The 12,465-nt window shown below is 57.7% G+C and carries 10 protein-coding genes and 1 pseudogene; 8 read left to right on the forward strand and 3 right to left on the reverse strand.

Annotated elements, in window-relative coordinates; all coding sequences use genetic code 11:
* Nucleotides 1-97: 97 nt before the first annotated feature.
* From DD236_RS11510 to DD236_RS11545, 8 genes and pseudogenes are all read left to right on the forward strand, one after another.
* Entirely contained in the window at nt 98-1,306 is a 1,209-nt protein-coding gene (locus DD236_RS11510; RefSeq protein ID WP_207785809.1) for an amidohydrolase, read from the forward strand.
* A 208-nt stretch (nt 1,307-1,514) separates the two neighbouring features.
* On the forward strand, nt 1,515-3,272 hold the full coding sequence (locus DD236_RS11520; protein WP_109094571.1) for an McrB family protein: 1,758 nt from the start codon (nt 1,515-1,517) through the stop codon (nt 3,270-3,272).
* A gap of 59 nt (nt 3,273-3,331) precedes the next feature.
* Nucleotides 3,332-4,408 (forward strand): 5-methylcytosine-specific restriction endonuclease system specificity protein McrC, encoded by a 1,077-nt coding sequence (gene mcrC / locus DD236_RS11525; RefSeq protein WP_109094547.1) that lies wholly within the window; start codon nt 3,332-3,334, stop codon nt 4,406-4,408.
* A 67-nt stretch (nt 4,409-4,475) separates the two neighbouring features.
* Entirely contained in the window at nt 4,476-5,543 is a 1,068-nt protein-coding gene (locus DD236_RS11530; protein WP_109094548.1) for a 3-isopropylmalate dehydrogenase, read from the forward strand.
* Between the two features lie 140 nt (nt 5,544-5,683).
* A complete protein-coding gene (locus DD236_RS11535; RefSeq protein WP_109094549.1) occupies nt 5,684-6,823 on the forward strand; it encodes a branched-chain amino acid aminotransferase in 1,140 nt (379 codons plus the stop codon).
* A gap of 237 nt (nt 6,824-7,060) precedes the next feature.
* A pseudogene (gene cimA, locus DD236_RS11540) lies at nt 7,061-8,278 on the forward strand (citramalate synthase); the annotation flags it as partial.
* Between the two features lie 21 nt (nt 8,279-8,299).
* The gene (locus tag DD236_RS12475; protein ID WP_423716475.1) at nt 8,300-8,776 is read left to right on the forward strand and encodes an alpha-isopropylmalate synthase regulatory domain-containing protein; all 477 of its coding nucleotides are present in this window, start codon (nt 8,300-8,302) and stop codon (nt 8,774-8,776) included.
* Between the two features lie 100 nt (nt 8,777-8,876).
* Nucleotides 8,877-9,647 (forward strand): lipoate--protein ligase family protein, encoded by a 771-nt coding sequence (locus tag DD236_RS11545; protein ID WP_109094550.1) that lies wholly within the window; start codon nt 8,877-8,879, stop codon nt 9,645-9,647.
* 211 nt (nt 9,648-9,858) lie between these two features.
* Here DD236_RS11545 and DD236_RS11550 read toward each other — a convergent pair whose 3' ends face one another.
* The 3 genes from DD236_RS11550 to DD236_RS11560 form a co-directional block, all read right to left on the reverse strand.
* The gene (locus DD236_RS11550; protein ID WP_243410306.1) at nt 9,859-10,614 is read right to left on the reverse strand and encodes a YggS family pyridoxal phosphate-dependent enzyme; all 756 of its coding nucleotides are present in this window, start codon (nt 10,612-10,614) and stop codon (nt 9,859-9,861) included.
* 357 nt (nt 10,615-10,971) lie between these two features.
* A complete protein-coding gene (locus DD236_RS11555) occupies nt 10,972-11,808 on the reverse strand; it encodes a hypothetical protein (protein ID WP_109094552.1) in 837 nt (278 codons plus the stop codon).
* Entirely contained in the window at nt 11,805-12,428 is a 624-nt protein-coding gene (locus DD236_RS11560) for a DUF6318 family protein (RefSeq protein WP_109094553.1), read from the reverse strand. Before DD236_RS11560 ends, DD236_RS11555 begins: the two co-directional genes overlap by 4 nt.
* Nucleotides 12,429-12,465 lie beyond the last annotated feature (37 nt).

Consider the following 12,465-nt stretch of genomic DNA (forward strand, 5'->3'; position numbering starts at 1 on the left):
GAATGTCACGTACTGGACTTGAAACGTTCAAGAAATAGGGCACTGCATATGCTCGCAGTAAGGCGAACAACGTGAGGAGTACGCGAACATGTCCGGTATGGCTGTAGAGCAAGCAAAGGATATTGCGCAAGAAGAAATCCTCAAGCACAAGGACGCGATTCTGGAGCTCAACCACGAAATTCATGCAGATCCCGAGCTCTCGTGGGAGGAATTTCGCGCCATGGAGCGAATTGCTTCATTCCTGAGGAACCGCGGTTTCGATGTGACGACGGGCGTGTATGGCTGCGAAACCTCGTTTGAAGCTGTGATAGGCAGCGGAGATCTGACCGTTACGCTGTGCTCGGAATACGACGCGTTGCCCGCGATTGGTCACGGCTGCGGCCACAACGTAATCGCCACCATTGGTGTGGGTGCTGCAATTGCGCTTGCTCCGCTGGTGGAGGATGCAGGGATCACTCTCAAGCTGCTCGGGACGCCCGCTGAGGAACACGGCGGCGGCAAGGTGACCATGCTGCGTGAAGGCGCGTGGGAGGATTCCGACTTCTCGATGATGGTGCACGGGATGGCGGGGGCCGATATCTCCGCGCACGTCAAGCAGTACACGGCCGTTGATCGTTTCAGAGTCACTTACCACGGGCAGGGTGCGCATGCCGCGGCTGCTCCGTGGGCCGGGAAAAACGCGCTTTCAGCGGCGAGCATCGCCCTTCACGCCATCGCCCTGCTACGCCAGCATATGCCGAGCGATGTCAATATGAACGGCTATATTTCTGAATCCGGCCACGTCACCAACATCATCCCCGAGAAGGCCGTCGTGGAAATGGAGGTGAGGGCGCTCGATATCGATACATGGCGCGATGCCAAGGCCCGAGTTCTCAAGTGCTTCGAGGCGGGCGCACTGGCCGCGGGCTGCACGTGGGAGTGGGAAGCCGTGGAGTATGCGTACGCCCCGGTGGACCAGGATGAGAAGCTTGCTGATTTATGGGATGCGAACTTGGCTGGGCTTGGGCGCGAGCTCGTTCCGGGTTCTGGGCTAGGCGGCGGCTCCACTGATATGGGCAACGTGACCCAGGTTCTGCCGGCCATTCACTCGGTGATTGCGTTCCTCGGTCAGGAAGCGGCTCTTCACACCCGCGAGTTCGCCGCCGCTGCCCGGACTGAAGCGGCCGATCAAGCCACCATCGATGCTGGGACCGCGCTCGCGTTCACGGCTCTGGACGTGGCGCTCACGCCCGAGCTGCGCAAGCACTACCAAGATCTCAAGGCTGCTAGGCCCGCCGGCACCACCACCGTGACGCTCGAAGCTTAGTGGGCATCGTCGCGGTCATTGCTTCTTTCCTCTGCGTGGCGGTGATTGCCGAGTTCGCGCTGGGCTTCTGGGCGGTTCAGGCGGCACGGAGCTTAGATTTATGTGAGGCGGGAAGAACTCCCTATTGGGTTCTTCCCGCCTTTTCGCAAATAGATTTCCTTTATCCAGATGTTGTGCGCCCTCGCGTAGAATCGTTGTGATTACTCGAATGAAGATCAACGGAGATTACGTGACTGAGACAGGATCCTTCGGATGGATAGAGTTCTATGCTGAGTTTGCCGATAAGCTGCTGAAATTCCGCAGGGACCGGGGTGAGCTTCTCAATCGTCTTCAGGAGATGTACCGGGACATCAGAGTGAACTTCCCGAAAGTCGAGGATGGCGACCCCGTAGATATAGATCCGTTTACAGTATTTGGATTCTTCAATAAAGGGCTGGCAGATGAGACCAGAATCAAAATCGCGACTGGTCTTAGGGACGAGTTTGGAATCCACGCGCAAATTCCTACGTCGTTTGCTGGGATTCCGGTCTTAAACAACTTTAGAGCCGCCTTTTATGATTTCAAAGGCCAGCGTGGGGAAGACGATATAGAGAACCTCTGGGAGATGTTCGAGCAAGCTATCTTGTTTGCTTCTGACGAATCGGGTTATCGCAAACCATTTGAAATGGCATTTGATCAGGTCCGGACTCAAGGCCAAGTCAAATGGAACCTCACAATGGGGCTCTATTGGATTAGGCCACTCGCATTTCTTAATCTAGATTCTCGCAATCGTGACTTTATTCGTAAAGAACGGGCGCTCGGTGATGACTGCGCTGAAGCCGTCCAATCCATGAAGGACAAGCTCCCGAAAGCGGTCGCCTATTTAAGGGTTCGAGACCTATGCAAGAGTGAATTCGAAGCGGGCGAGTACCCTTTTGAGAGCTTTCCAGATCTCTCGTACCACGCTTGGGTTTCATCGGAGAATGAGAAGGCCCGGAGCGATTCCGCAGACAATGTCGAGGGCTCCAATCATATTGCTGGGTGTGATGATCTAAACGATGAGCCTGACGAAGAAGGCCCCGGCGATAGCGCCTACAGCATCGATCAGATCATAAGCGATGGTAGCTTCCTGTCGCGGGATGAGATCGAACGAATTCTGAACCGGTTGAAGGCAAAGAAGAACATTATCCTTCAGGGTCCGCCGGGAACAGGGAAGACGTGGCTTGCGCGAAAGCTCGGATATGCTCTCATGGGAAGCCGCGACATAAACCGCGTCAGAGCTATCCAGTTCCATCCAAATTTGAGTTATGAAGACTTCGTGCGCGGGTATAGGCCATCGTCTAAGGGTGAGCTGGCGTTGACGGATGGTCCATTTCTGAAGGCAGTTACAGCCGCGCAAGCGGACCCAGACAGGCCGTATGTAGTTTTGATCGAGGAGATCAATCGAGGGAACCCAGCCCAGCTTTTTGGCGAGATGCTTACGTTGTTGGAGGCTGACAAACGTAATGAATATGAAGCGCTCGAGCTGGCCTATCCTCGGGGAACGGAACGTGTATACATTCCTCCGAACCTCTACGTAATTGGCACGATGAATGTTGCCGACCGATCGCTTGCAATAGTGGATATGGCGCTCCGGCGGCGATTTGCATTCATTGATCTTGCGCCTACCTATAACGACGCTTGGCGAGATTGGGTTAACCAGAGATTTGGTATCGATGCAGGTTATCTCGACATGATTGCCAACAGGATTAGGGAACTGAATCAGCGGATCTCGACCACCCCGTCTCTTGGACCACAGTGCGCGATCGGGCATAGCTTTTTCACGCCCCCACTGACAGACGAACAAGAGAGGGTCGAAGACGCACATGGGTGGTACGAGAGCATCGTGAGAACGGAAATCAAGCCGCTACTGCAGGAGTATTGGTTCGATTCTGAAGAAACTGTGAAGCAAGCGGAATTCGACCTATTGGATGGTATGACAACGTGACAACTATCCAAAGTGCTGAGAGATCACGTTACGCGGGAAGTTGGGTCAACAAGATTCCTATGAGCAACATTTGGTTGCTCATGGTGTACGCGTCCGAATCACGTGAGGCCATCAACCGTTCAGAGGTCTTGCTCGATGGCAATCCAGATGAGCTCGTGGACGTTATTGCTGAGTTGCTTCACGGCAAAGTGCAGATCCGGTTGAGAAGGAACCTCACTCCGGGCTACGTAAGGCGGAACGATGAGCTTCGTAGATTACGTGGCCGTCTAGATCTACTGAGAACTGAGCGCAAGCGGCTGGTTGCTAAAGGGAAAGTGGTTTGTTCGTACGAGGAGCTTACGGTGGATACGCCACGCAACCGCATGATTCGTTTTGCTCTAGATAAGGTCTCACTACGGGTTAGCAATGAGCAGCTTGCGACGGGTTGCCGTTCTCTGGCAGCACAGTTCAACCATCTGGGTGTTTCGGCTATCCCTCCGAGCCAATCCGAAATCGTGACGGATTCGTTTGGCCGGCACGATGCTGGAGATAGAGAAGTAGTGGCCCTCGCACGGCTCGCACTGACCATGTGTATCCCGACTGAACAATCGGGTCACAACCTGATCGCTGAACCGGACAAGGCCGACAGGTGGGTGCGAGAGTTATTTGAGAAGGCTGTAGCTGGGTATTACAAAGTGATGTTGCCGTCTCTGGGATGGTTGGTCAAACACCATGAGCACCTCAAATGGCCTAGAGACGGTCAGACAACGGGGTTTCAGGGACTCTTACCGGGTATGGAGACGGACATAACGCTGCGACATCAGGAAGCTGGCCGAATGATCGTCATTGATACGAAGTTTACGAGTGCAACCACCGTTGACATGTACGGATCCCAAAGATTTAAGAGTGGGTACTTGTACCAGCTATACGCATACCTCCGCACTCAGGAGAATCAGAGCAACTTGGCACATTCAGCATCTGGAGTCCTTCTACATCCGAGCGTCAACGAGCTGATTGACGAAGCTGCACTTGTACAGGGGCACATCATGCGCGTTGCGACGGTCGATCTGAACGCCTCCGCCAAGCAGATTCGTGATCGGATTCGTGATGTGGTTCTGGAAGACGAGCTCTTACGACACGAGCTGGGCGGGGAATGACGTCGTCGTCGTTCAAAATCTGATACCAAAATCCCACTCCTTAAGACAACGGAGTAGTCTCGGAACCATGACACGGACCATTGATTTAGCTGTAATTCCGGGCGACGGTATTGGCCCCGAAGTTGTTGCCGAGGGCCTGAAGGTACTCGAGGCGGTTCTTGAGGGGAACGACGTTCAGGTTGCCACGACGCAGTACGATCTTGGTGCCGCGCGGTGGCACCGGACCGGGGAGACCCTCACCGATGAGGATCTCGAATCCATCAAGCAGCACGAGGCGATTTTGCTGGGGGCTGTGGGTGATCCGAGTGTTCCCTCCGGAGTATTGGAGCGCGGGCTGCTGCTCAAGCTGCGTTTCGCGCTAGATCATTACGTGAACCTGCGTCCGAACAAGTACTACCCGGGCGTTCCGACGCCGCTCGCCAACCCTGGCGATATCGATTTCCTCGTGGTGCGCGAGGGGACCGAGGGCCTGTACTGCGGCAACGGCGGCGTTGTGCGCGAGGGGACTCCGCACGAGATCGCCACCGAGGTGTCCGTGAATACCGCCTACGGCGTGGAGCGCGTGGTGCGATACGCCTTCGAGAAGGCCAATGCACGCCCGCGCAAAAAGCTCACCTACGTTCACAAGCACAACGTTCTGGTGAACGCCGGGCATTTGTGGCGGCGGACCGTGGAAGCCGTTTCGGCCGAATATCCCGAGGTTTCCGTGGATTATCTACACGTGGATGCCGCCACGATCTTCCTGGTGACCGATCCCGGGCGTTTCGACGTAATGGTGACGGACAATCTTTTCGGCGACATTCTCACTGACGAAGCCGGTGCGATCACCGGCGGCGTTGGGCTGGCGGCCTCGGGCAACATCAACCCGGACCGCGTATACCCGTCCATGTTTGAGCCCATCCACGGCTCGGCGCCGGATATCGCCGGCAAGCAGCTGGCTGATCCCATTGCTACGATCGCGTCCGTGGTGTTGCTGCTGGATCACCTCGGGCTCGGGGCGGAAGCACGCCGGGTCGAAGCGGCCATCGATCAGGACATGGCCGCGCGGGCTGCTGCGGCGGCTGAGGGAGCGCCGTTTGCGCGTTCTACCGGCGAGGTCGGGGACGCAGTTGCTGCCATCGTGCGGCAGGGCTAGCGCCGCTAGGCTAGTGCGCGGCAGGGCTAGCATGCGACGAGGATCGATATAGCTAGCCAACATAATCAACAGAGGTGCCCAGAGTCCCGCCGCGAAGGAGTGGCGCTGGGTAAGCTTGAACGTGCGAGAAAGGGACGCTCATGACATATCAACCAACCGCACTAGAAGATGCTGCAGCTGCGCCAGTTGCCAGCTCAGACGGATTGGTTGGTGCGTTCGAGCGCCAGCCTCATCCGGCTCCGGCAAGTACCGAGGAGCGCGAGGCCAAGATGGCCAAGATGCTCTTCGGTAAGGACTACTCGGACTATCAGGCGCACGCCACTTGGACTGTTGAGGCAGGCTGGCACAACAAGGTCATCGAACCGTATGGCCCGTTTGACATGGACCCGGCCGCTGCTGTGCTGCACTACGGTCAGGAGATCTTCGAGGGGTTGAAGGCCTACCGCCACGAGGACGGCTCCATCTGGACATTCCGTCCCACTTACAACGCGGCACGGTTGAACCATTCGGGACGCCGGTTGGCAATTCCTGAGCTGTCGCATGAGGACTTTATAGCCTCGATCGTCGGGCTGGTCCGCGCGGACAGCGAGTGGGTTCCCGACGTTCCCGGCTCCTCCTTCTACCTTCGTCCGTTCACGTTTGCGTCCGAGCCCTTCTTGGGTGTGCGGGCGGCCGAGCGCTACGAGTACTTGGTGATCGGATCACCCTCCGGCCCCTACTTCGAACACGGATTCCAGCCCATTAACGTGTGGGTTGAGCCTACCTATCACCGCGCTGGCCCCGGCGGCATGGGCGATGCCAAGACCGGCGGCAACTATGCGTCCTCACTGCTCCCCAAGGTGAAGGCTCACGAGGGTGGGTATGACGAGGTTCTATTCCTCGATGCCGCCACGGATACGAACCTTGACGAGCTGGGCGGCATGAACGTTTTCGTTGTGATGGCCGACGGTTCCCTCAAGACCCCGAAGCTCACCGGCAACATTCTGCCTGGCTGCACCCGATCCTCGATCCTCCAGCTCTTGCGCACACAGGGCAAACCCGTTTCCGAGGAGACCATCTCCCTGAAGTGGCTGCTTGACGGGATTGCTTCTGGGGCGGTTGCCGAAATGTTCGCTTGTGGAACGGCTGCGGTTGTCACGTCGATTGGCTCGCTGACCGGTAAGGACTTCCACGTGGAGATCCCCGGCAGCGAAGTCACGAAAAACCTCTACGATCACCTGACGGCGATCCAGCTGGGCCAAGTGCCCGACGATTTCAACTGGCTCTACCGCCTCGCCTAGGGGCCGTACCGCTTCGTGCAGGTGGTTGGTTGCGTGGATAGGCGCTGCATAATTTCGTGTCAGAGAGTGTCGCCCTTCGTATAGGCGGGCCTAAGCCGCCTTGCACGAAGTCATGCAGATTGATCGGTTTGACCCAGCCAACTGCGCATTGAAACAGACCGGAAATCTTGCGTCTGATCGTGTAGGTTGTGCGAAGAATCAGCAAGAAGCGGCACCCGCCGCGAAATGGAGAACGCCATGAAGATCGATGTATATGATGTGACCCTTCGCGACGGAGCTCAGCAGGAGGGTATTAATCTCTCGGTTGCCGATAAGCTGGCCCTCATGCCGCTGATTGAGTCGATTGGCGTCGATTACATCGAGGGCGGTTGGCCCGGCGCGATCCCGCGTGACACGGATTTTTACAGGCGCACTGACGAAGTCCCTCTCTCCACCGCCAAGCTCACGGCATTCGGCGCCACGCGCAAGGCCGGCGTGAGCGCCGCAGACGATGCCCAGATCCAGGGGCTCCTCGATTCCGGCGCTCCCGTGATCACGCTGGTGGCAAAGTCGGACATCCGCCACGTTGAGCAGGCCTTGCGCACCACCGGGGAAGAGAACCTCGCGATGGTCCGCGATTCGGTGGAGTACCTGCGCAGCCAGGGCCGCGAGGTCATGATTGACGTTGAGCATTTCTTCGATGGCTTCAGCTTCGATCCGGAATACACAACATCCGTGGTTGCTGAGTGCTTCGCGGCCGGCGCCAGTTGCGTCATCCTCTGCGATACCAACGGTGGCTCACTTCCGTCCCACGTCACGAACATCGTCACGGACTTGAAAGAGCGTTTGGCAAGCGCGGGTTTCCAAGACGCGAAGTTGGGTATTCATGCGCACGACGACGGCGGCTGCGCCGTTGCCAACTCCATCGCCGCCATTGAGGCTGGATGCCGCCAAGTCCAAGGAACGGTGAACGGTTATGGGGAGCGCACAGGTAATGCGAATCTCCTGACAATACTGGCGAATCTGGCACTGAAGACTGACTATGAGACGGTGAGCCAGGAGCAGCTCGCACGTCTGGCCTCTGTATCGCATGCGGCTTCGGAGATCACGAATATCTCTCCGTATGCTCGTCAGCCTTACGTTGGTGCTTCCGCGTTCGCGCACAAAGCTGGGCTTCACGCATCTGCTATTCGCGTGAATCCGGACCTGTATCAGCACATCGATCCTCTCGCTGTGGGTAACGACATGAGGATGCTCGTGTCTGACATGGCTGGGCGGGCTTCCATTGAGCTGAAGACTCGCGAGTTCGGAATCGACCTGTCTACGAACAAGGAAGCTCTGAGCGAGATCACACGGCGAGTAAAGGCGGCTGAGGCCGCTGGGTACACGTACGACGCAGCTGATGCTTCATTCGAGCTGATCGTGCGCGACGTCGTTGGGGATCGGCCCCAGTACTTCGTGATCGAGGCCTGGCGAGCAAACATCGCTACCGTTGGCGTGAGCAATGGAAATGGCGGCGGTGCCAAGACAGGTACAGCGGGACAGGTCGGAAGCGCTGGCAGTGCCGGCGAGGGCAATTCCGCCTACCAGGGCTTCCATAGTGGTGAAACCTTCGCCGAGGCTACGGTCAAACTATTTGCTGGCGGGCGCCGCTACATGCGAGTGGGTGAGGGCGTGGGCCCCGTCGATGCCCTCGATCAGGCCCTGCGTACCGCGCTAAAGAACGTATATGAGGAACTCGCAGGTATTGAGCTCATCGATTTTAAGGTCCGTATTCTCGATACCCACCGTGGAACAGGTGCGGCAACCCGAGTCATGATCGAGCTGTCGGATGGCCACGGAATCTGGCGCACTGTAGGTGTGGGCGACGACGTTATCGAAGCCTCATGGGAGGCTCTCACCGAGGGATACGAGTACGGATTGCGCCGCGCTGGTGTTACCCCTTGGGTGGAAGGCGATCGCCCCGCCAGCTAACGGCTGGATTTCAGGTAGGCCCCTAGGACTGGTCCGATCTCATGCGCGCCGACGAAGTTTTTTGCGCAAAGAATGCGGGTCGGCGTGGAATGATGGCTGCATGGCTCAGCTTCCCGAACGGTTCGATCTTCTCACGTCGCGGCCGCTATCCGTTGCTCTAAATCTGGGGCTCGATCACGGTGTGGCAATCGAGGTTGGGGCAGGCCGGCGGCCCGCTGCGGTGCGCATCTGGAACTGGGATGAGACCTGCGCTGTGATCGGTAGTTCGCAATCCCTCTCCAATGAGATAGATCTCGAGGCGGCATCGGTGCGTGGAGTGCGGGTGCTTCGGCGCAGCTCCGGCGGTGGCACGATGTTCATGGATCCCAAGAACGCCATCACGTACTCGGTGATCGTGCCGACCGAGGCACTCGCGGGGATGAGCCTGCGCGAGTCCTACGCCCTATGCGATTCGTGGGTGCTGGAGGCCGTGCAAGGACTCGGCGTTCCGGCGTTTTACCGGCCCATTAATGACATCGCCACAGCCGAGGGCAAAATCGGGGGAGCAGCCCAACGCCGCATGGCCAACGGAGTCACAATTCACCATGCGACCATGTCATGGGACATTGAGGGGCCAGCAATGCTAGCGGTGACGCGGCTCTTCCGCGACGATCTGGGAACGCGCGGCGCCAAGAGTGCACAGAAGAAAGTTGTGGGTATTAGTCATTATTGTGGAGCGAGTAAGGCGGACGTCGTCGTCGCCATGATCAAATCCTTGGAGGACGGGCGCGCGGTGCGCCGCGGCACGTATCGGCCTTCTGAACTGGTTGAGGCTCAGAAAATGGTCAAGTCGAAGTTCGGCAGCCGCAAGTGGCTGCACCGCATCGACTAACTATCTTGACACTTTATTGTCATCCTTTGGTATATTCCACCGAAAGAGACAAGCGTAGAGCACCACCATTCGGGGGTAGAAGGATGATTTCGCAGCGCGAGATTGACGAACTGGTCGAACTCATGGCTGAGCGAATCGCTGAGTATGGCGGCTCTCTTGATACTGACGAGCTGTACGATCAGAACGGTCTTCCCGCATAACCGATTTGCGGTTATTGCTGGCTAATGATCTGAGGCCTTGGGCCAAATACTGCAGTACCCACGCGGATAATTGTTGAGCCTTCGGCGATGGCGATGTCCATATCGTGCGTCATGCCCATTGAGAGCTCGGTGGCGCTCGCGATCCCGGCCTCTTGAATCTGTTCGCGGAGCTCGCGGACGATCTGGAAAGATCGGGCAATTGCCGCTACGTCCGTGGTGTGAGCACCGATTGTCATGAGGCCGACGAGGCGTAGATTCTCGAGGCCTGCGATCTTCCCTGCGAAATCGACGACCGATTCGGGAGCTCGTCCATATTGGCTCTCTGTCCCGGACGAGTTCACCTGAATCATGACGTCGAATGGGTGGCTGGCCTCACCACGCTCTATCCGCTCGCCTTGCAGGCGATCAAGCCGGCGGGCGAGCTTCGACGAATCCACCGTCTCGATGCACTGAGCGTAAGCCAGCGCCCGCCCAGCCTTATTTTTCTGAACGTGTCCGATCACGTGCGTGCGGTGCCTAGGTGCGTTCGCATCTGCGAGCGCCTGCTCGGTCTCTTCGAGCTGCTGAATGATATTGTGCCCAAGAAGAGTCCCGCCTGCATCGATAGCAGCGAGGACGCTTTCAGGTGCTTGGTATTTGACGGCCAGCTCAATCGCGACCGAACCCGGCTCGCGCCCGGTCTTCGCAACCACCTGCGCCACTGACTCCTGCAGCCGTGCAAACCGCCCCGGGATTTCATCGAGCGCGGGCACGCTTTCGAGATTCACAATCGACTCCTTGGCTGGCAATAATGACCGCCGACAATCCTACCGCGGCACGTTGCAAGGATGTATAGAGGATAGTCATGAAAGAGAAAAAGTAGGCTGAGCGCGTCCCGCAATCGTGAGCGTGACGTTTGCACTCTGAGAGAGACCTCAAAACCCGGTCTGGGAGGGCACTGTCAGGACAAACGGGTCACTGTCACGAGACAGTGGTGTTGCAAAGGTCACTCTCATGCAGAAGAATGCAGACTGAACGGTCCCCTCAAGGTTTAGGTGGTTCTCTCAGGACGGAAAGGTGTTCTGACTGCTGAGACGGCTAGGCGTGACGTTGAGGGTGACCTTTGTGCCAAGCAGAAAGCAGCTTTAGCGCGTCAGAACCGCTTCCGCCTCGCGGACATCGAACGAATCCGACTGCGTCGTGGACGTTGCCGTTCCGTCCACCGGGTAGGTGGTGCCACCGACGGTGAAGGCCGCCGACCACTCAACCGTCAGCCCGATCCGAACCTCCGCGATGTCTTTGAGATACGCGTGCGTGACTGTTCCATCTGGCCAAGGACCGCCGGGATTGTCGCTTGAGAATACCTGAGATCCGTCGCCCGGATCCCACGTGTAGGACGTGGGTGTCAGGTGCACAGTGACCGCATTGCCCAGCACTGAGAGATCTTCGTCGTATCCCACCGCATCGCTCTCGAAATAGACGGGCTTGTTTACATACACCCAGCCCCGGTTCGGGCTCACGTTGATGGTTCCGCCATCAGCCACGATGGATTGGACGTCCGAGATAGTTACGAGAGTTGAAGGATCAACGACGGGCTCACCGCCCGAGCTTTCCGGTGCCGCCGCCGCGATCGTGGGGCTACCCCCGAGAACTCCTGCGATTGATAGGCCAGATTCGCATCCCAGCAATAAACCAACGGTGCCGTCCGGGCACACCGGACCTGCCGGAACAATCTGGTTGTTGCTTGAGTTGGAAGAGTTTCCAGCGTTCTGTGATGGTGGTTGGCTGCCCGAGCCGCCAGAGTTGCTTCCTGAGGTACTGGACCCGGACCAGCTCCCACCTATTGAAACGGAACCTTCATTAGCTCGGCCCTCCCAGAACGCGTCGTTGTCTCCGTTTGAGGTGGCAGTGGCTGGAACGGCAAATGCGACTGAGAGGACAATCACGAGGCCCAGAAGTATACGGAGTGCTCGCGCCGTCATGAATCCTCACCCGGGATCTTTGTATCCTCTGGGAAATCCTGTACGACTTCGACTCTCCAAGTGTTGTCAGAAACATGAGTCGCGACGACCGCCATGACGAGGGTCTCTTCATCGCCATGTTGGAGACCGTTCAATTCGTTGTAGTAGTCGAACTCTCCCTTTTGGGTGCGCATCTCCACTTGAAATTGATGCTTCTCTTCTGTTGGCCTCACAGTGGAATATTCGATCGTAATCTCGGGCATTGTTGCCCAAGCGTTGCCTTTCTCGGGACTGTACATATTCGTTACGGACTCGAGATAGCTTTCGCAGAACTGGCAGTCTGGCCCCGACATGGCTTCGAGCTCGGTGGTGTCGCCAGTGGCGGCCGCGTAGGTTGTCATGCGAAGGAAGTATTCGGCGGCGGCAACGGCGCCGTCCTCGTCGGGCGTGGACATGGCTGCGGGTTTCTGGGGCGGCTCAATGCCCGTGGGCTTAGTGGGAACTGCGGAGGTAGCAGTGGGGGATGGCTGAACTGCAGTCGCCTGACTGGTGGGCGTGGCGGGGTTGCCGTCACCGCAGCCCGCGAGCCCCATCAGCAGCGCGATCAGTAGTCCGGCAAGTGCACGCCCGTTGTGTCCCATGTTCTGCAAGGTAGCAGCTTGGGGTACGCCTCGCAGG

Origin of the sequence: Ancrocorticia populi (assembly GCF_003123745.1) — a bacterium.
Taxonomy (GTDB): Bacteria; Actinomycetota; Actinomycetes; order Actinomycetales; family Actinomycetaceae; genus Ancrocorticia; species Ancrocorticia populi.